Source organism: Pseudomonas sp. 43NM1 (genome assembly GCF_002836905.1).
Lineage (GTDB): Bacteria > Pseudomonadota > Gammaproteobacteria > Pseudomonadales > Pseudomonadaceae > Aquipseudomonas > Aquipseudomonas prosekii.
Genome location: NZ_MKGS01000058.1, coordinates 1 through 18,124, shown reverse-complemented (window position 1 = coordinate 18,124; position 18,124 = coordinate 1). Strand labels below are relative to the sequence as shown.

Here is an 18,124-nt window from a genome sequence, read left to right as displayed (position 1 = left end):
AGTTCACTACTCGCCTCTTTTAGGAATGTTGCACATGGAATCCGCAGTAGAAAAAACCTCGACCACCCGGCTCAGCGCCCAGCTCAAACGCGGGTTGATGGAAGTCGACGTCGATGAATCGGTGATCGAACCCCATTCGTTGTTCGGGTTCGCCGAACGCCGCAACCCCAAGCGTGCGTTCCTGTTCGTCTCGCGCGTGCTGGGCCGGCACATTCCGGTGCGCCCATCGGTCATGCAGGCCAGCTACGAAAGCCTTGCGGCGAAGATCCCCGCCGACTTGCCCGGCCCGGTGCTGGTGATCGGCATGGCCGAAACCGCCGTCGGCCTCGGTGCCGGCGTGCATCGCGCCTACGCCAAGACACGTCCCGATACCATTTATATGGTCAGCACCCGGCATCCGGTCGGAACCGAGTTGTTTACCCGTTTCGAAGAAGAGCACAGTCACGCCAGTGCGCACTTGATTCATCAGCCGACTGACCTGGCAATCCGGGAAATGATGCTGACCGCGCGCTCGCTGGTTCTGGTTGACGATGAAGCCTCGACCGGCAAGACCTTCATCAATTTGCACCGTGCGCTGATCGATGCCGGTTTGAGCAAGATTGAGCGGGTCGTCACCTGCGTGCTCACCGACTGGTCGCGTGGCGCCGTGCGCAATCTGCTCGGCGAAACGGCAACTCAGGTATCGATGCTGCAGGGCGCTTATCGGTTCTCCGAGGACGTGGATGCACCGCTGCCGGAAATGCCGGATGTCGGCGCAGTGGCGGTGGGCGAATGGCCGCTGGATCCGCGTAAGGACTGGGGACGTCTGGGTGTGCGGCACGTCGAAGACACCTTGGCCCCGGATATGCAGGTCAAACCCGGCGAGCGGGTGATGGTCATCGGCACCAGCGAGTTTGTCTGGCGCCCGTTTCTGTTGGCCGAACGGCTTGAGCGAGCGGGGGCTGACGTGCATTTCAGTTCCACCAGCCGTTCGCCGATTGCTTTGGGCCATGAGATCGGGCACGCGTTGTCGTTCTCCGACAACTACGGCCTCGGTATTCCGAATTTTCTTTATAACGTGCGTCCAGGGCAGTTCGACCGAGTGTTGATCTGCACCGAAACGCCGGCGCAGGCGGTTCCAAAATCGCTGATAGACGCGCTGAACGCAGAGGTGATTGTCGATGAGCAATAAGCGTCCCCTGATACTCATCGATCTCGATGACACCTTGTTCCAGACCGCGCGCAAGATGCCGCAAGGCGCCGAACGCCACACCGCGACGCTAGACGTCGACGGTCAGCCGAATGGCTACATGAGCGCGGTGCAGAAGAGTTTCGTCGAATGGCTGCTGATCTCGGCGGATGTTGTGCCGGTTACCGCGCGCAGCGTCGAAGCCTACAGCCGCGTGCAATTACCGTTCACCGCGGGCGCCGTTTGCTCCCACGGCGGCGTGATTTTGCAGGCCGACGGTTCGCTGGATCGTGATTGGCACGGACAGATGAGCGAGGCCTTGGCCGCGTATCAAACACGTCTTCCGGCGTTGAGCGCAGCGACACTGGCGATTGGCGAAGAGATGGGTTTTTCCCTGCGCGGCTGGGTCGTGGAAGAGCAGGGCCTGTTGAATTATGTGGTAACCAAACACAACGAATCCGACGACAGCGTGTTGCACAAAGTCCTCGCCGAAGTGCAGTCCCGTGGCTTGCTGGATGACATGCATATCCACGGCAACGGCAACAATCTCGCGTTCCTGCCGAATGGTTTGTCCAAGCGTCTGGCGGTCCAGGAGCTGCTGCGCCGTGATCGCATCAGCAACGGCGAGCGCCCGGTGCTGGGCTTTGGCGACAGCGTGACCGACCTCGGTTTCATGAGCGAATGTAATTTCTGGGCGACACCGGCCAATAGCCAGTTGGCCAAAGTCGTGGAGACAATGATTAATGGTTAATGCCTTTGCCCATCTGACCACCGTAGGCAGTGGCAGTTACGCGCCGGACGACGTGCACTTTCTGCTGCAACCCGTCGAAATCGAAGTGACGGACGTTGAAGAGAAAGAGCGCCTGATCCAGACGCAGCAGAAGCATTATTCGGAAATGATCAGCCTGGAATCGGCGCCGACCGAGGTTCACAAAGGCCTGTATCAGCGCGCGATGTCGCAGAACGCGGCACGCATGGCGCGTGACGTTCAGGCATTGGCGCTGGCGCTGGATCAGGCTTATAGCGGGCCGTCGATCGCGCTGGTGTCGTTTGTGCGGGCCGGGTTGCCGCTGGGCGTGTTGCTGCGCCGGGCGCTGCTGGATCTGGGGCGCGACGCGCACCATTATGGCATCAGCATCGTGCGTGATCGCGGCATCGACATGGTTGCCCTCGAAGCGGTGATTCAGGCTCATGGCGCGGAAAACATCGTGTTCGTCGACGGCTGGACCGGCAAGGGCGCCATCTCCGGCGAAATCCAGCGCAGCCTCAAGGGTGACGAGCGTTTCCCCGAGCAGCCACGCCTTGTGGTGCTCGCCGACCCGTGCGGACGCGCCTGGCTGGCGGCCTCCGCAGAAGATTGGGTGATTCCGTCGGGGATTCTCGGCGCGACCGTGTCCGGGCTGGTTTCACGCTCGATCTGGCCGGCCAACGGTGGCCTGCATGGTTGCGTGGTCTACGATCACTTGCACGAACACGACGTCACGCGCGATTTCATCGATCAGATTGAAGCCGTGCGTCAGGCACAAGCACCGGTCGCGGCTGCTGCCCCGTGGACCGAAGCGCAGCGCAGTGAGCTGCAAGCCTCGGCGCTGAGCGTTATCGATGCGATTGCCGCCCAGTGGGGTATCAGCAATTTGAACCGAGTGAAGCCGGGCATTGCCGAAGCTACACGGGCGGTGCTGCGCCGGGTGCCGGATCATGTTCTGGTACGCGATCGCAGCGACCCGGACGTTCAGTTGCTGATGCACCTGACCGAACGGGCCAACGTCACCGTTGAAGAGATGGGCGCGGCATTGGGGCCCTACCGTGCAGTGACCGTCATCCGGAGTTTGAGCTGATGAAAACACTATCGCCCTACGCACTCGGCGCCACGCTCTACATGCCGGCAACCCGCGAGGATATCCTCGACGTGGTCCTGCACAAAAAACTCCCGGAACTGCGCTCGATGGTCGTGTGCCTGGAAGACGCGGTCGCCGAAATCGACGTCGAGACCGCGCTGGGCAATCTGCATAAGTTGCTGCTGTCCATCGATCAGCAGGGCGGCCGCTCCGAAGACGGCCCGATGTTGTTCGTACGCCCGCGCGACTCGCAGATGGCTGCGGTGCTCAACGACTGGCCGTTAATGGTGCATGTCGACGGTTTTGTCCTGCCGAAGCTGAGCATGTCCAACCTGCGTTCGTGGGAACTGGCGGTGACCAATCCCGATATTTTCCTGATGCCGACCCTGGAAACCCGCGAGGTGTTTAACCCGGTGGCGATGGTCGAGCTGGGCGCGGCACTCAAGCAGAACCTTGATTCGCGCATTATTGCGCTGCGCATCGGCGGCAATGACTTGCTCGGTTGTCTGGGCCTGCGCCGCAATCCGGCGACCACGCTTTACAGCACGCCGATGGGTTACGTGATCCAGATGCTGGCCGGAGTCATGGGCTCGCAAGGCTTTTCGCTGACCGCGCCAGTGTTTGAACGCCTGGCGACGCCGCACCTGCTGATGGAAGAATTGGACCTCGATATTGCCCATGGTCTGGTCGGCAAAACGGCGATTCATCCGAGCCAGATCAGCACGATTCAGGACAGCTTGCGCGTGAGCCTCGAAGATCTAAATTGTGCCAAATTAATGCTGAATGAAGTCGCGCCCGCGGTCTTCAATCACAATGACACGATGTGCGAACCAGCTACTCACTACAAATGGGCGACCAATATCCTTGAACGGGCCAAATGGCACGGCGTCAAGCAAGCGGAGCCGAGCCAAACCGATCAATCCATTCGTCTGGCGGAGGCGGGCCGATGACCCAGGAAATGCTAGAAATGGGCCCTGCCGGGGCCAAGGTACTGTCAGTCTTTGACTTCGACGGCACATTGACTCGGCATGACAGCTTTGTTCCATTTTTGAAATTTGCCTTTGGCAAAGTCGAATTTGCCAAGCGCTTGCCGCGCCTCGCGGGGCCCGGCGTGCGTTACCTGACGCGGCGTTTGTCGCGCGATGAACTCAAGGCCCGGCTGATCGCCGCGTTCCTGACCGACACCAAGGAAGAATGGGTGCGGCACAAGGCTGCCGAATTCTGCGGCCAGCACTGGACGCGCCTGATGCGTCCAGCCGGTTTGACCTCCGTGGCCGAAGAAAGGCAGGCCGGCAGCGAGGTCACCCTGTGTTCGGCCTCGCCGGCACTGGTGCTCAAACCGTTTGCCGATCGCCTCAATATCAAACTGATTGCCACTGAACTGGAAGTCGTCGATGGACGCCTGACCGGGCGCATTTCCGGCGACAACTGCCGCTGCGAAGCCAAAGTGCTGCGTCTCGAAGCGGTTTACGGCGATCTCACGCAATACCGTTTGCGCGCCTGGGGCGACACTCGTGGTGACCACGAACTGCTGGCCGCCGCGCAAGATGCGCATTACCGACATTTCCATCCCGCATGGCGTCGTGGACGCTTTCGGTTAACCAAGGCTGTGACGAGAACCACCGGCAATGCGCCGTTGACCCCTCGCGCGGTGGCGGACAGCAACGAAAAACCCCAGCAATTGACGACCAACAAGGAGCGTACCGATGGCCCTAACTCTGACTAAAAACCAATCAATCTCCCTGGAAAAAACCGCTGGCGGTGGCCTCACGGCGATCACGCTTGGCCTCGGCTGGGACCCGGAGAAAGCCGGGTTCATGGGCCGTTTGATGGGTAACAGTGGTGAAGTCGACCTCGATGCTTCGTGCATTCTGTTTGATGCCGACCTCAAGCCAGTGGACCTGGTGTGGTTCCGTCAACTGACCTCCCGTGATGGCTCGATCCAGCACTCCGGCGACAACCGTACCGGCGAAGGCGATGGCGACGATGAAACCATCACCGTTGACCTGCAGCGCCTGCCGGCCACCGTCACTTCGCTGGTGTTCACCGTCAACAGCTTCACTGGCCAGAACTTCGAGAAGATCGCCAACGCTTACTGCCGCATTCTGAACGCGAGCAACAAGACTGAACTGGCGCGCTTCAACCTCTCCGAAAAAGGTCGCCACACTGGCGTGGTCATGGCCAGCCTGGTGCGTGGCAACGGCGGCTGGGACTTCAAAGCCATTGGCCAAGTGACCAACGGCCGTACCGCTGACGATCTGGTCAATCTGGCCGTTCAGGCGGTGCGTGCATGACGACTCTGGTTCCTGGCGGCAACGCGCCGGTAGCCACCGGCCAGGTACGGGTCGAGATCAATTACTCGGCGATCCCGGGTGCTGATATCGACGTATCTGCATTCGTCCTGAACGCTGCGGGCAAAGTCCGTGGCGACACCGATATGTGCTTCTACGGCCAGACCAACGTGCTGGGCGGAACCGTGCAGATGACCGAGTCGTCTGCCGGTCGCGCAGTGTTCACGCTGGATCTGTCGCGTCTGGACGCGGTGGTCGACAAAGTTGCGCTGACTGCGACCATCTACGAAAACAAAGCCAGTTTTGACCGTGTATCGCAATTGGCGCTGAGCGTCACTGGCGGTATCGACGCGCAGATTCCTACCAGCGGCATGAAAGAAACCGCGCTGATTCTTGGCGAGTTCTACCGTCGCCAGGGTGAGTGGAAATTCCGCTGCGTGGCCCAGGGTTTTGCCGGTGGCCTCGAGCCATTGGCCAAGCACTTCGGCGTCGAAGTCGCCGCGCCAGCTCCTGCTCCTGCTCCTGCCCCGGCCCCGGTCGCGGCGCCTGCTCCTGCGCCAGTGGCGGCACCTGCCGCACCGGCACCCGTGAAGTCGTCGGTCAGCCTGAGCAAAATCACCCTCGACAAGACCCGCTCTTCGATCAGCCTGGAGAAAACCGCTGCAGGCTTCGGCGAGATCAAGGTCAACCTCAACTGGAACAAAGGCAAGGGCGGCGGGTTCTTCTCGCGCAACACTTCGATTGACCTCGACGTCGGTTGCCTTTACGAGTTGCAGGACGGCACCAAAGGTGTGGTCCAGGCGTTGGGCAACTGCTTCGGCGAGCTGGAATACGCGCCGTACATTCAGTTGAAGGGCGACGACCGCACCGGCGCGGTCAGCGATGGCGAATGGCTGCACATCAACGGCCGTCACTGGAGTGAAGTCCGCCGAGTGCTGGTGTTTGCCTTCATTTATGAAGGTGCCCCGAACTGGCGCGAGACGGATGGCGTGGTAACAATATATGTTCCGGACCAGCCGCCGATCGAAGTTCGCTTGAACGAAGAAGGCGGACGCCTCGGCATGTGTGCCATCGCGCTGTTGGAAAACGAGGCGGGCGGGGTAAAAGTAAGTCGTCGGGTCGATTTCCACAAAGGTCATTCGGTCATGGACAAGGCTTACGGTTGGGGCATGCGCTGGGCCGCGGGTTCCAAGTAATTATTTGAAACGGCGGGCCGATCCGGTCCGCCCTAGAGGTGAACGACATGTTGTCATGGTTGAAAACAAACGCGGCGCTGGCCCGCGAGAAACTGTCCACCGAAGTGGGCAAGTTCAAGAACAAGGAGTTCATGGAAGCGGTAGCCAACAGCTGCGCGATGGTTGCGGCAGCGGATGGTGAAGTAAGCTCGGCTGAAAAGATGAAGATGACCGGGTTCATCAACAACTCGCCAGAACTGAAAGTGTTCAACCTGACCGACGTCATCAAGGTTTTCAATGACGCTTGCGGCAAGTTCGAATTCGACTTCCAGATCGGCCAGGCCGAAGCTCTGAAAGTTATCAGCAAAATAAAGGGCAAGGATGGCGCTGGTCGCCTGCTCGTTCGTGTTGCCTGCGCCATCGGCGCCTCGGATGGCAATTTCGATGACAAGGAAAAGGCCGTCTGCCGCCTGATTTGCCTTGAGCTGGGCTTACCCCCGGCAGACTTTGAACTCTAAGGAACGCACACTGTGGAAGTTACTCACCTGGGTTTCCCCCCGCTGACCATCGCTGTATTCGTGGCGCTGGCGCTCGGCGCGATGATCCTCGACATGTTCACCCACCGCGGTGACCAGCCGATCAGCCTCGCCAAAGCGTCGGCGTGGTCGATCTTCTGGATTCTGATCTCGTTCGGCTTTGCAGGTTTCCTGTACTACGAACACGGTCCGGACGTCGCCACTCTGTTCATCACCGGTTATGCGCTGGAAAAAGTCTTGAGCGTGGACAACCTGTTCGTGTTCATGGCGATTTTCGCCTGGTTCAAAATCCCCAACGGCCTGCGCCACCGCGTACTGTACTGGGGCATCATCGGCGCAATCGTATTCCGCCTGATCTTCGTGGCTATCGGTACCGGTTTGCTGGCGCTCGGCCCGTGGGTCGAAGTGGTCTTCGCCCTGATCGTGGCGTGGACAGCGGTCATGATGCTCAAAGGTGGCGGTGACGACGAAGAGGAAGAGGATTACTCGACGCACATGGCTTACCGCTTCGCCAAGAAGTTGTTCCCGGTGTGGCCGAAACTGCACGGCCATTCGTTCTTCGTGCGCCGCAAGACCCTGGAAGGCGAACTGAGTAAACCGGAAAACCAGGGCATGTCCCTGGCGGCCAAAGGTGGTCTGTTCGCGACGCCATTGTTCCTGTGCCTGGTGGTCATGGAAGTGTCCGACGTGCTGTTCGCCTTCGACTCCGTGCCGGCCGTTATCGCCGTCAGCCGCGAGCCGTTGATCGTGTTCTCGGCCATGCTCTTCGCGATTCTTGGCCTGCGGACCATGTACTTTGTGCTCGAAGCGCTGAAACGTTACCTTGTGCACCTGGAAAAGGCTGTTATCGCGCTGCTGTTCTTCATCGCCGTAAAACTCGGCTTGAACGCAACCGACCACATCTTCCACCACGGCTACAACATCGATCCGAACACCAGTCTGATCATCGTTGTTGTGGTACTGGCCATCGGCATTCTCGCTAGCGTGATCTTCCCGGAAAAGGAAGTGACGCAGGCCGATAACCAGTAATTGAAAACGCATTAACCAAAAGGAGTTGTACTCATGGCACTGACTCTTCAAAAAGGCGGCAACCTGTCCCTATCGAAGACCGATCCTACGCTGACCAAGATTCTGGTCGGCTTGGGTTGGGACCCTCGCGCAACCGACGGCACGGAGTTTGACCTGGACGCAAGCGCGTTCCTGCTGGGTGCCAACGGCAAAGTGCGTAGCGACGCCGACTTCATCTTCTACAACCAGCTCAAAAGCGCTGACGGCTCCATCGAGCACACCGGTGACAACCGCACCGGTGCTGGCGATGGCGATGACGAAGTGCTGAAAATCGATCTGAGCCGCGTTCCGGCCGACATCGACAAAGTCGTGTTCACCGTTACCATCCACGACGCTGATGCACGCAAACAAAATTTCGGCCAGGTTGGCGGTTCCTTCATTCGTGTTGTCAATGAAGTCACCAACGCCGAAATCGTGCGTTACGACTTGGCAGAAGACGCTTCGACCGAAACTGCAATGATCTTCGCCGAGCTGTATCGCAACAATGGCGAGTGGAAATTCCGCGCTGTTGGTTCGGGCTATGCGGGTGGCTTGAAAGCCCTCGCCAACTCCTACGGTATGAACTTCTAACCCACGGTTTACTGAATAAGGAATCTGAAAATGGCTGTAAGTCTTTCCAAAGGCGGCAACGTCTCCCTGTCCAAAGAAGCGCCAGGCCTGGCCGAAGTCATCGTCGGTCTGGGTTGGGATCCACGTGTAACTGACGGCACCGAGTTCGACCTCGACGCATCGATTTTCATCGTTGGCGAAAACGGCAAAGTGCTCGACGACAACAGCTTCATTTTCTACAACAACAAAAAGTCCGCTGACGGCTCCGTTGAACACATGGGCGACAACCGCTCCGGTGCCGGCGAAGGCGACGACGAACAAGTGACCGTTAAACTGACTTCCCTGGCGCCGCTGGTGAAGAAGTTGGTGTTCGCTGTCACCATCCACGATTCCGATGCACGCAAGCAGAACTTCGGCCAGGTTTCCAACGGCTACATCCGCGTTATGAACAAGGCTGACGGCAAAGAACTGGCACGTTTCGACCTGAGCGAAGACGCTTCGACCGAAACTGCGATGATCTTTGGCGAGCTGTATCGCAGCGGTGAAGAGTTCAAGTTCAAGGCAATCGGCCAAGGTTTCGCTGGCGGCCTGAAGCCTCTGGCTGAAGCCCACGGTGTGAGCATCGGCTAACCCTCACGGGTGGCAAAGAGCCCCGCTTTCGAGCGGGGCTTTTTTTTGCCTCGGCGCTGGAGGTCGCGGCGTCAGAGAATGATCCCTTTGACCTTCGCATCCTTCAGCCACTGCGGGAATTCTTCCATCAGCTTGTCGTACAGCTGCTCTTCGCTGATGTCGTGCAAGTCATCGAGGGCGAAGAACCCGCAGTTATCCACAACCCGGCCGGTCATGGTGTCGAGCTTTTCCAGGATCCCGTAGTTGTGTCCGCCGATGCCGACGAATTGCCAGAAGATCGGCAGTTTGGCGGCTTCGATCATCAGTTTCTTGATCGCGCCACTCGCGGACACGCCGCCATCGCTGATAAACAGGATGTACACCGGCGTGGTGTCGCGGGAATTCTTGTAGAAGTCGATCACCTTCTTGATCGCCTTCGGTTCTTCGTTGTAACGCGCGCCGATTTTCCAGTCTTTCCAGCCGCTGCTATCGGTGTTGATGAAGTCTTTGTGGTTGGCCAGGGTCACGGCGGACAGCTGCAATGTTTCGGCGCCGAAGGCCCAGCAATCGAGGGTGCCGTCATCGTCGAAGTGCAACGCCAGCGGCAATAGGCGATTGACCACTTCTTGAACCCGACCAGAAGTGTATTGATGGTTCATCGAGCCAGACGCATCGAGCACCAGGCCAACCCGTGCTTTCACGTCGGTGAGCTTGGCTTTTTCGAGGCTGATCTGCGCTTTCTTCGCCAGGCTGATCAAATGCGGCGCGGCGCTGCCAATCTTCTTCTCAAGCGAAACGCTGCTGGTAACCGCAGCGGGAGCCGGCGTTGGCGTTGGCGTTGGCGCGGCCGGTTCGTCCGCTACATCACCGCCGAAGTGTTTCACCAACGCTTCAAGGCCTGCGTTGAAGCCTTGCAGGTTGGACGCCAAACGCCATTCGCCCGACTTGCGGTACAACTCGACGACCATGATGGCTTTCTCGTCGGCGAAGGTCGCGCCCGAGAACGGACATTGCGCCAACACTTCGCCCGACAGGCTCTTGATGCTGAAACTGCTGGCCTGAATGTCGCGCATCGCGCCAGCGCCATCAATTGAAGTAGTGAAAACCAGCCGATCAATACTTGCCGGCAACTTGGCCAAGTCCAGCGTGAAATCGCCGCCATTGGCCATGCTCACACTGTTGCACGGCGTCGTCGGTTGGTTGAAAAACACCATGTAACGATCATCCGAGAGCTTGCCTTGGGCATCGATGCCGAAGCACACAAAGTCGAGTACATGCGGCGACTGAACGTTGATCGAGAGGATAAGTTGCGAGCCTGACATGAGGCTGGACAAAGGCAGGCGTTGTCCTTGGCTGATTTGCATGTTCCGTCCCTGTAATGGCTGCGCTGTGCAAGCGGCTGTGATTGGAAGTGGTGTCGATTGAATGAAAGTGCAGCCGATTATGCGCGAGCGACACGTCATTTGCCCGGAGCAAATGGATCAGCGGCGCTGATTGTTTCGCCCGCGCGGCCACGCTAATCTGCGCACCGCTTGGCCAATCGCCGTTCAAACAGGGAACAGTTATATGAACATTCAGCGCTTCTATCCTTCATTGCGTCGCTTGATAACAATCGAAGCGATCTTCCTGCTTCTGCTCACGCCATTAGTTGCTCACGCAGAAGTGACCGAGGAAGAGGTGGCCGACAATTGCCAGAAGATCAGCGAGTATTCCGCCGAGGGCGGCAAGTTCTACAAACTCAAGCAATACGCCAAGGCGCGGGCGCAGTACGAGCAGCAGGTCGGCTGGTCCGAGAGTTGTCAGCTCGACGAAGACAAGATTGCGATGGCCTATAACAACGTCGCACTGACCTACATCCACGAGGGCAACTACCTCAAGGCGCGGGCATGGCTGAGCATCTTGCCCGACGATAAAAAGTCGATCTTCAACCTCGGCAAAATCAGCGCCGAGGTGAACAAGGCGCTGGCCAAGTTGCCGACGAAAACCGAAGGCCAGTATTGGCAATACGCAGGCGCTTCGTTGTGGAACAGCATGACCATCGAGCCACAAGGCAAGCGTTACAAGATCGACTTCCAGGGTTATTACGCCGGCCTGATGGCCATGTATTCCGGGCCAAACATTGGCGAGTTCTCGGCACTGGTCGAGATCAATAACGGCAAGGCGCATTACGCCATGAGCGCCGACGACGATGGCGACTGCGCTTACGATTTCGACATCCAGAAGGAGCAGCTCACGGTCAAACGCACGGCCGGCGAATGGTGCGGTTTTGGCCACAACGTCGGCGCCGACGGCGTTTATCACCGGGTCGAGCTCTAGTCAGAAAAGCTGCAGCTATAAAAAAGCCCCGAAACATTCGGGGCTGATTCCACGCAAAAAGCTAAGCCTCCCAGCCCGCCCCACTGACCGCTTCCTGCGCCAGTGGGTGCAGATTTTCGCCGTGATGTTCGGTCTGCCAGGCCAGCAACTCCTTGCGCATGCCGGGGGTCCAGAACATCTGCAGGTGATTGCGTACGCCGAGCACGGCTTCAGCGTGATCCGGCTGACCGGCAAAATACTGGGCGATCTGGTTGACCATCTTGATCAAATTGTCCGTGCTCATCGGCGCACCTCCGCTTTCGCGCCACGGGCCTGGCGGCGTTCATCGAGCAGGCGTTGCTGATTGTCGCTGAACGCCTGATAGCGTTTTTGCCACTCGGAAGGGTGGTAGACGCGGCTCACTTCCACGGCCGTGACCTTGTATTCCGGGCAGTTCGTCGCCCAATCCGAATTGTCGGTGGTGATCACGTTGGCCCCCGATTCCGGGAAGTGGAACGTCGTGTACACCACGCCCGGCGCTACCCGCTCGGTGACTCGCGCGCGCAACACCGTTTGCCCGGCGCGGCTGCCGATGCCGACCCAATCGCCTTCGTTGATGCCACGGCTCTCGGCGTCGGTCGGGTGGATTTCCAGGCGGTCCTCGTCGTGCCATGCGACGTTCTCGGTGCGCCGGGTTTGCGCGCCGACGTTGTACTGACTGAGGATCCGTCCGGTGGTCAGCAGCAGCGGATAACGGTTGTTGACCTTCTCCTCGGTCGGCACATAACCGGTGAGCATGAAGCGCCCCTTGCCACGCACGAACTGCTCGATGTGCATGGTCGGCGTGCCGTCCGGTGCCGCCGCGTTGCACGGCCATTGCAGACTGCCGTGGCGGTCGAGTTCGGCGTAGCTGACGTTGGTGAAGGTCGGCGTCAGGCTGGCGATTTCATCCATGATTTGCGACGGATGCTGGTAGTTCATCGGGTAACCCAGCGCGTTGGCCAGCGCCACCGTGCCTTCCCAGTCAGCCTTGCCGCCCAGCGGCTCCATGACCTTGCGCACCCGCGAGATCCGCCGTTCGGCGTTGGTGAACGTGCCGTCTTTTTCCAGAAACGAGCTGCCCGGCAGAAACACATGGGCGAACTTCGCGGTTTCGTTGAGGAAAATATCCTGCACCACCACGCATTCCATGGCCGACAGCGCCGCCGTCACGTGTTGGGTATTCGGGTCGCTCTGGGCAATGTCTTCGCCCTGGCAATACAAACCCTTGAAACTGCCGCCCAACGCCGCTTCGAACATGTTCGGAATGCGCAGACCCGGATCGGGTTGCAGCGTCACGTTCCACGCTTGTTCGAATTGCGTGCGCACTACCTCATTGGAAATGTGCCGGTAGCCGGGCAACTCGTGCGGGAACGAGCCCATGTCGCACGAGCCCTGAACGTTGTTTTGCCCACGCAACGGATTGACGCCGACGCCTTCGCGACCAATGTTGCCGGTGGCCATCGCGAGGTTGGCGATGCCCATCACCGCCGTGCTGCCCTGACTGTGTTCAGTCACGCCCAAGCCGTAATAGATCGCCGCATTACCGGCGCTCGCGTACAGGCGGGCGGCGGCGCGGATGTCGGCTGGGGCGACGCCGCAGATCTCGCCGAGCACTTCCGGCGAATTATCGGCGCGGCTGACTTGTTCGCTCCAACGGGCGAAATCGCTGCCCTCGCAACGGGCGTCGATAAACGCCTGATCGAGCAAACCTTCGGTGACGATGACGTGCGCCAAAGCGTTGAGCATGGCGACGTTGGTGCCGGGGCGCAGGGCCAGGTGCAGCTCGGCGCGCGCGTGCACCGAATCCACCAGATCAATGCGCCTTGGGTCGATGACAATCAGCCGCGCGCCTTCACGCAAACGGCGTTTGAGTTGCGAAGCGAATACCGGATGCGCGTCGCTCGGGTTGGCGCCCATCACCAGGATCACATCGGCCTTCATCACCGAATCGAAACTCTGCGTGCCGGCGGACTCGCCCAAGGTTTGTTTCAAGCCATAACCGGTCGGCGAGTGGCAAACCCGCGCGCAGGTGTCGACGTTGTTATTGCCGAACGCGGCGCGCACCAGTTTTTGCACCAGATAGGTTTCTTCGTTAGTGCAACGGCTGGAAGTGATGCCGCCAATCGAGTCGCGGCCGTAGGTTTGCTGCAACCGGCGGAATTCGCTGGCGGCGTAGGTCACCGCTTCGTCCCAGCTGACTTCCTGCCACGGGTCGCTGATGTGCTGGCGGATCATCGGTTTGGTGATGCGATCCGGGTGCGTCGCGTAACCCCAGGCGAACCGGCCCTTGACGCAGGAATGGCCGTGGTTGGCCTGGCCGTTTTTGTCCGGAACCATGCGCACCAGTTGGTCGCCCTTCATCTCGGCGCGGAACGAGCAGCCGACGCCGCAATAGGCGCACGTGGTGATCACGCTGTGTTCGGGTTGGCCGAGTTCGACCACGCTTTTTTCCATCAGCGTCGCGGTCGGGCAGGCTTGCACGCAAGCGCCGCAGGACACGCATTCGGAGTCGAGGAAGTTGTCGCCACCGGCCGCTGCGACCCGCGATTCAAAACCGCGTCCTGTGATGGTCAGGGCGAACGTGCCTTGGGTTTCTTCGCAGGCGCGCACGCAGCGGTTGCAGACGATGCATTTGCTCGGGTCGTAGTCGAAATACGGGTTGGACGTGTCCTTGACGTCGGCCAGATGGTTGTCGCCCTCGTAGCCGTAACGCACTTCGCGCAGGCCGACTTGCCCGGCGACGGTTTGTAACTCGCAGTTGCCATTGGCCGAGCAGGTCAAGCAGTCCAGCGGGTGATCGGAGATGTACAACTCCATGACGTTGCGCCGCAGCGTCGCCAGTTTTGGCGTCTGCGTGTGCACGCTCATGCCTTCGCTGACCGGCGTGGTGCAGGACGCCGGATAACCGCGCATGCCGTCGATTTCCACCAGGCACATGCGGCACGAGCCGAAGGCTTCGAGGCTGTCGGTGGCGCAGAGTTTTGGAATGGTCGTGCCGAGCAACGCCGCAGCACGCATCACCGAAGTGCCTTCGGGCACGCTGATGCTGCGCCCATCGATGTTCAGCGTGACTTGCACCTGGCTATCGCGCGCGGGCGTGCCGAGGTCAATGTCGGTTTTCGGGTCGAAGAGGGTGATCATTGGTCGGCCTCCGAGGGCTGCAGACCGAAGTCGGCGGGGAAGTACTTGAGGGCGCTGACCACCGGGAACGGGGCCATGCCGCCCAACGCACACAACGAACCGTATTGCATGGTGTCGCACAGGTCCTTGAGGATCAGCGCCTGCGTATCGCGAGCGCTCTGGTCCGGCGCGGCGAGCAAGCGGTCGATGACCTCGACGCCGCGGGTCGAACCGATGCGGCACGGCGTGCATTTGCCACACGATTCCTCGGCGCAGAACTGCAGGGCGAAGCGCGCCATGTGCGCCATGTCCAGCGTGTCGTCCGCGACCACCACGCCACCGTGGCCGAGCATCGCGCCGATGCCGGCGAACGCTTCGTAGTCCAGCGGCGTGTCGAATTGCGCCGGCGGCACCCACGCGCCGAGCGGTCCGCCGACCTGCGCGGCTTTCAGCGGTCGGCCACTGGCGGTGCCGCCGCCGTAATCGTCGACCAATTCGCGCAAGGTCAGGCCAAACGCCCGTTCCACCAGACCGCCGTGGCGGATGTTGCCGGCCAGTTGAAAAGGCATCGTCCCCAGCGAACGGCCCATGCCGTAATCGCGATAAAACTGCGCGCCTTTGGCCAGAATCAGCGGCACCGAGGCCAGGGTCAGCACGTTGTGCACCAGCGTCGGCAAACCGAACAAACCCTTCAACGCCGGGATCGGTGGCTTGGCGCGGACCACGCCGCGCTTGCCTTCAAGTGAGTCGAGCAGCGCGGTTTCTTCACCGCAGATGTAAGCGCCGGCGCCGACGCGCACTTCCATATCAAACGCCTGACCGCTGCCACCAACATTGGCGCCGAGGTAACCGTTGGCCCGGGCGATCTCCAACGCTTCGCGCAACGTCGCGACGGCTTGGGGATATTCCGAACGCACATAGATGTAGCCGTAGCTGGCGCCGACGGTGATGCCGGCAATCGCCATGCCTTCGATCAGCAGAAACGGGTCGCCCTCCATTAACATGCGGTCGGCGAAGGTGCCGGAATCGCCTTCGTCGGCGTTGCACACAATGTATTTCTGCGCCGCTTCGGTCGCGCGCACCGTGCGCCATTTGATCCCGGCGGGGAATGCCGCGCCGCCACGGCCACGCAGGCCTGAGTCGAAAACCTCGGTCGCGGTGAGTTCGCCACCGATGGCGACGGCTCTTTTCAAGCCTTGGAAACCATCGTGCTCGCGGTAATCATCCAGCGACAGCGGCCGGGTGATTCCGGCGCGGGCGAACAACAGGCGTTGTTGCGACTTCAGATAAGGCAGCTCTTCGACCAGACCCAACGCCAGTGGATGCGCGGCGGGGTTGCCGTTCAGCGCAGCGAGCACGGAAGGCACGTCGGCAGCGCTCAGCGGACCAAAACCCATCCGGCCTTGCGCCGTGTCCACTTCCAGCAGCGGCTCCAGCCAATACAGTCCACGGGAGCTGGTGCGTTGCAGAGGGTTATCCCCAGGCTGATTGGCCAGCGCCGACGCCACGGCATCGGCGCCCACCGCGCGGGCCAGCGAATCACTCGGCAAGTAGAGGTTCATACGTCCTTCCGGCAGGTGTCGAGCAGCGCATCGAGGCGCTCGGCATTCAGCCGCGCGTGCACCTGACCATCGAGCTCCAGCGCCGGCGAACAGGCACACGCGCCGAGGCAATAGACCGGACGCAAACTGATGCTGCCGTCGGCGCTGCTGCCGTGATCGTCCAGTTGCAGACGTTCGCGCAACTGCGCGGCAAGTTGCTCGGCGCCGCGACTTTTGCACGATTCGGCGCGGCACAAACGCAGAATGTGCCGGGCTGGCGGCGCGGTGCGAAAGTCATGGTAAAAGCTGATCACGCCGCGAATCTCGGCCTGACTCTGGTTCAGCGCGTGGGCAATTTCGGGGATCGCGGCATCGGGGATGTAGCCGATGCCTTGTTGAATCTCATGAAGGATCGGCAATAGCGCGCCGGGGGAGCCTTTGTGGCGCTCCAGCAGGTTGTTGACCATCGGCAGGTTCAACATCTCATCAGGCATACAGCATTCCTCACGGTCACGGACATACCAGAAGGTCGTCGGTTGTCCGAAAGTGTCGGCTGCGGCATTCACACCACGTCACGGTTTCGTGGCATTTTCAGGCCGTTGGCCAGGCACCCTGAGCGGGCATCTTGTTGGGCCCGGTACGGTCTTCGCCGCACCTCTTCAGGGCATAAATCGCAGCTTGCCACGGCGCTTTCAATTCAACTGCACAAAAGCGACGTGCTCGGTTCTTTCCACGACCACGCGTTAAGTCTAGAAGAGAGCTGGCAAAGCCGTGGGTTGTCGGAAATGTTTTGTGGCACAAGCGCGGCGCACCCGCTGTCTATAGTCAACGTACGATGCAACCCGACGAGATCGCAGAGGAACCCACATGAACAAAGCCATCCTGCCGGCGCTGGTCATCCTGATCGCCGCGGAAGCCCCGGCCTACGCCATCAACGACAAATACCGCAAGCAACTGGAGCAATCCGGCTGCACGCAAGTCAGCGAAGCGCAGGGCTGCGATATCCACAAAAGCAAAGCGGAAAACGCCAAGGCGGGTTTCACCAATCCCGCCCTGGAATCCGCCACCGACCCCGCCGCAGACACCGCAACCACGCCAACGCCTTACGCCGGGCAGTGGGTGGCCAAAAGTGAGGCGGGCAAAACCGTCGCGACGATTCGCATCGATGCCAAGGAACAGGTTTGGGTCAACGGCGAACGCGTCAACGCCAAGCGCACCGACGGCACGTTGCAGTTCCGCCACGGCAAATTCCTCTTCACCCTCCAGGGCGACCGGCGCCTGCAAAACCAGGATTACTGGATGGACAGCGATGCCGGCACCAAAGGACCGATTCAGATTGAATAGCCAGCACAGCACTTCAACAACAGGAGCGGCACATGATTGATTTCAACAACAAGGGATTCTTCAAACTCAAGCAAAACGAGGAATACGCCGAACGCGTGTCCGACCTTTTGCTCGACGGCGAACACGTCATCGACTCTTACAAGTCCATGCGCGACGGCGTCGTGTTCACCAACAAACGCATCATCGCCGTCAACGTGCAGGGCATCACCGGCAGCAAAAAAGACTTCACCTCGCTGCCATACAAAAACATCGTCGCGTACTCGGTGGAAACCTCCGGCACCTTCGATCTGGATTCGGAACTGGAGATCTACTTCTCGTCGCTGGGCAAAGTGAAATTCGAATTCACCGGCAGAACATCAACGGTCGCCATCTCCAAACTCATCTCCCAACACGTCCTCTGAGCCCAACGCAAAAAGCCCCGAAAACTCGGGGCTAAATACTCAATAGGGGTGGGGCGACATCTGTGGGAGCAAAGCTTGCTCGCGAAAGCAATCTATCAGCCAACACCGAACCCAACTGATACACCCCCTCGCAAGCAACCCCATCCC

The 18,124-nt window shown here is 60.0% G+C and carries 19 protein-coding genes; 14 read left to right on the top strand and 5 right to left on the bottom strand.

Going from position 1 to position 18,124, the window contains the following annotated elements; genetic code table 11:
* The first annotated feature begins 34 nt into the window (after positions 1 to 34).
* Genes BI292_RS07230 through BI292_RS07180 form a run of 11 tightly spaced genes read left to right on the top strand, consistent with a single transcriptional unit; the run spans position 35 to position 9,255 of the window.
* Entirely contained in the window at positions 35 to 1,171 is a 1,137-nt protein-coding gene (locus tag BI292_RS07230) for a phosphoribosyltransferase domain-containing protein (RefSeq protein WP_101207464.1), read from the top strand.
* Positions 1,161 to 1,919: a trehalose phosphatase gene (locus tag BI292_RS07225; protein ID WP_101207463.1), complete on the top strand. Its 759-nt coding sequence runs from the start codon at positions 1,161 to 1,163 to the stop codon at positions 1,917 to 1,919. The genes BI292_RS07230 and BI292_RS07225 overlap by 11 nt, the downstream gene beginning before the upstream one ends.
* Positions 1,912 to 3,006 carry a cysteine protease StiP family protein gene (locus BI292_RS07220; protein ID WP_101207462.1) on the top strand — a complete coding sequence of 365 codons (1,095 nt, stop codon included), beginning with the start codon at positions 1,912 to 1,914 and terminating at the stop codon, positions 3,004 to 3,006. Before BI292_RS07225 ends, BI292_RS07220 begins: the two co-directional genes overlap by 8 nt.
* A complete protein-coding gene (locus BI292_RS07215) occupies positions 3,006 to 3,956 on the top strand; it encodes an HpcH/HpaI aldolase/citrate lyase family protein (RefSeq protein ID WP_101207461.1) in 951 nt (316 codons plus the stop codon). The genes BI292_RS07220 and BI292_RS07215 overlap by 1 nt, the downstream gene beginning before the upstream one ends.
* Positions 3,953 to 4,732, top strand: a complete 780-nt coding sequence (locus BI292_RS07210; RefSeq protein WP_092281662.1) for an HAD-IB family hydrolase — start codon at positions 3,953 to 3,955, stop codon at positions 4,730 to 4,732. The genes BI292_RS07215 and BI292_RS07210 overlap by 4 nt, the downstream gene beginning before the upstream one ends.
* On the top strand, positions 4,713 to 5,300 hold the full coding sequence (locus BI292_RS07205) for a TerD family protein (RefSeq protein ID WP_092278353.1): 588 nt from the start codon (positions 4,713 to 4,715) through the stop codon (positions 5,298 to 5,300). The genes BI292_RS07210 and BI292_RS07205 overlap by 20 nt, the downstream gene beginning before the upstream one ends.
* Positions 5,297 to 6,493: a TerD family protein gene (locus tag BI292_RS07200; protein ID WP_101207460.1), complete on the top strand. Its 1,197-nt coding sequence runs from the start codon at positions 5,297 to 5,299 to the stop codon at positions 6,491 to 6,493. The genes BI292_RS07205 and BI292_RS07200 overlap by 4 nt, the downstream gene beginning before the upstream one ends.
* A gap of 47 nt (positions 6,494 to 6,540) precedes the next feature.
* Entirely contained in the window at positions 6,541 to 6,990 is a 450-nt protein-coding gene (locus BI292_RS07195) for a tellurite resistance TerB family protein (protein WP_092278357.1), read from the top strand.
* Positions 6,991 to 7,002: 12 nt separating this feature from the next.
* The gene (locus BI292_RS07190; protein ID WP_092278359.1) at positions 7,003 to 8,037 is read left to right on the top strand and encodes a TerC/Alx family metal homeostasis membrane protein; all 1,035 of its coding nucleotides are present in this window, start codon (positions 7,003 to 7,005) and stop codon (positions 8,035 to 8,037) included.
* Positions 8,038 to 8,070: 33 nt separating this feature from the next.
* Entirely contained in the window at positions 8,071 to 8,646 is a 576-nt protein-coding gene (locus BI292_RS07185) for a TerD family protein (RefSeq protein ID WP_092278361.1), read from the top strand.
* A gap of 30 nt (positions 8,647 to 8,676) precedes the next feature.
* The gene (locus tag BI292_RS07180; protein WP_092278363.1) at positions 8,677 to 9,255 is read left to right on the top strand and encodes a TerD family protein; all 579 of its coding nucleotides are present in this window, start codon (positions 8,677 to 8,679) and stop codon (positions 9,253 to 9,255) included.
* Positions 9,256 to 9,326: 71 nt separating this feature from the next.
* Here the strand turns inward: BI292_RS07180 and BI292_RS07175 are convergent, their stop codons facing one another.
* On the bottom strand, positions 9,327 to 10,598 hold the full coding sequence (locus tag BI292_RS07175) for a VWA domain-containing protein (protein ID WP_101207459.1): 1,272 nt from the start codon (positions 10,596 to 10,598) through the stop codon (positions 9,327 to 9,329).
* 202 nt (positions 10,599 to 10,800) lie between these two features.
* Here BI292_RS07175 and BI292_RS07170 point away from each other — a divergent pair, with 202 nt between their 5' ends.
* The gene (locus tag BI292_RS07170) at positions 10,801 to 11,550 is read left to right on the top strand and encodes a type IV pilus biogenesis/stability protein PilW (RefSeq protein ID WP_092278367.1); all 750 of its coding nucleotides are present in this window, start codon (positions 10,801 to 10,803) and stop codon (positions 11,548 to 11,550) included.
* A gap of 61 nt (positions 11,551 to 11,611) precedes the next feature.
* Here the strand turns inward: BI292_RS07170 and BI292_RS07165 are convergent, their stop codons facing one another.
* From BI292_RS07165 to BI292_RS07150, 4 genes are read right to left on the bottom strand one after another with little or no spacing between them, the layout of a single operon-like run.
* A complete protein-coding gene (locus BI292_RS07165; protein ID WP_101207458.1) occupies positions 11,612 to 11,833 on the bottom strand; it encodes a formate dehydrogenase subunit delta in 222 nt (73 codons plus the stop codon).
* Positions 11,830 to 14,712 (bottom strand): formate dehydrogenase subunit alpha, encoded by a 2,883-nt coding sequence (fdhF, locus tag BI292_RS07160; protein ID WP_101207457.1) that lies wholly within the window; start codon positions 14,710 to 14,712, stop codon positions 11,830 to 11,832. The genes BI292_RS07165 and fdhF overlap by 4 nt, the downstream gene beginning before the upstream one ends.
* The gene (locus BI292_RS07155) at positions 14,709 to 16,253 is read right to left on the bottom strand and encodes an NADH-quinone oxidoreductase subunit NuoF (RefSeq protein ID WP_101207456.1); all 1,545 of its coding nucleotides are present in this window, start codon (positions 16,251 to 16,253) and stop codon (positions 14,709 to 14,711) included. The genes fdhF and BI292_RS07155 overlap by 4 nt, the downstream gene beginning before the upstream one ends.
* Positions 16,250 to 16,726 carry a formate dehydrogenase subunit gamma gene (locus tag BI292_RS07150; RefSeq protein ID WP_101207455.1) on the bottom strand — a complete coding sequence of 159 codons (477 nt, stop codon included), beginning with the start codon at positions 16,724 to 16,726 and terminating at the stop codon, positions 16,250 to 16,252. Before BI292_RS07150 ends, BI292_RS07155 begins: the two co-directional genes overlap by 4 nt.
* A gap of 373 nt (positions 16,727 to 17,099) precedes the next feature.
* Between BI292_RS07150 and BI292_RS07145 the strand changes: the two genes are divergently transcribed.
* The gene (locus BI292_RS07145; RefSeq protein WP_101207454.1) at positions 17,100 to 17,576 is read left to right on the top strand and encodes a hypothetical protein; all 477 of its coding nucleotides are present in this window, start codon (positions 17,100 to 17,102) and stop codon (positions 17,574 to 17,576) included.
* A 32-nt stretch (positions 17,577 to 17,608) separates the two neighbouring features.
* Positions 17,609 to 17,977, top strand: a complete 369-nt coding sequence (locus BI292_RS07140) for a PH domain-containing protein (RefSeq protein WP_092278381.1) — start codon at positions 17,609 to 17,611, stop codon at positions 17,975 to 17,977.
* The last annotated feature ends 147 nt before the right edge of the window (positions 17,978 to 18,124 follow it).

Excerpts from the sequence above, each read along its gene's own strand:
- BI292_RS07205 (WP_092278353.1), top strand. The coding sequence starts at position 4,713 with ATGGCCCTAACTCTGACTAAAAACCAATCAATCTCCCTGGAAAAAACC.
- BI292_RS07185 (WP_092278361.1), top strand. The coding sequence starts at position 8,071 with ATGGCACTGACTCTTCAAAAAGGCGGCAACCTGTCCCTATCGAAGACC.
- BI292_RS07165 (WP_101207458.1), bottom strand. The coding sequence starts at position 11,833 with ATGAGCACGGACAATTTGATCAAGATGGTCAACCAGATCGCCCAGTAT.
- BI292_RS07220 (WP_101207462.1), top strand. The coding sequence starts at position 1,912 with ATGGTTAATGCCTTTGCCCATCTGACCACCGTAGGCAGTGGCAGTTAC.
- fdhF (WP_101207457.1), bottom strand. The coding sequence starts at position 14,712 with ATGATCACCCTCTTCGACCCGAAAACCGACATTGACCTCGGCACGCCC.
- BI292_RS07175 (WP_101207459.1), bottom strand. The coding sequence starts at position 10,598 with ATGCAAATCAGCCAAGGACAACGCCTGCCTTTGTCCAGCCTCATGTCA.
- BI292_RS07180 (WP_092278363.1), top strand. The coding sequence starts at position 8,677 with ATGGCTGTAAGTCTTTCCAAAGGCGGCAACGTCTCCCTGTCCAAAGAA.
- BI292_RS07150 (WP_101207455.1), bottom strand. The coding sequence starts at position 16,726 with ATGCCTGATGAGATGTTGAACCTGCCGATGGTCAACAACCTGCTGGAG.
- BI292_RS07170 (WP_092278367.1), top strand. The coding sequence starts at position 10,801 with ATGAACATTCAGCGCTTCTATCCTTCATTGCGTCGCTTGATAACAATC.
- BI292_RS07200 (WP_101207460.1), top strand. The coding sequence starts at position 5,297 with ATGACGACTCTGGTTCCTGGCGGCAACGCGCCGGTAGCCACCGGCCAG.
- BI292_RS07195 (WP_092278357.1), top strand. The coding sequence starts at position 6,541 with ATGTTGTCATGGTTGAAAACAAACGCGGCGCTGGCCCGCGAGAAACTG.
- BI292_RS07215 (WP_101207461.1), top strand. The coding sequence starts at position 3,006 with ATGAAAACACTATCGCCCTACGCACTCGGCGCCACGCTCTACATGCCG.
- BI292_RS07225 (WP_101207463.1), top strand. The coding sequence starts at position 1,161 with ATGAGCAATAAGCGTCCCCTGATACTCATCGATCTCGATGACACCTTG.
- BI292_RS07210 (WP_092281662.1), top strand. The coding sequence starts at position 3,953 with ATGACCCAGGAAATGCTAGAAATGGGCCCTGCCGGGGCCAAGGTACTG.
- BI292_RS07230 (WP_101207464.1), top strand. The coding sequence starts at position 35 with ATGGAATCCGCAGTAGAAAAAACCTCGACCACCCGGCTCAGCGCCCAG.
- BI292_RS07140 (WP_092278381.1), top strand. The coding sequence starts at position 17,609 with ATGATTGATTTCAACAACAAGGGATTCTTCAAACTCAAGCAAAACGAG.
- BI292_RS07155 (WP_101207456.1), bottom strand. The coding sequence starts at position 16,253 with ATGAACCTCTACTTGCCGAGTGATTCGCTGGCCCGCGCGGTGGGCGCC.
- BI292_RS07145 (WP_101207454.1), top strand. The coding sequence starts at position 17,100 with ATGAACAAAGCCATCCTGCCGGCGCTGGTCATCCTGATCGCCGCGGAA.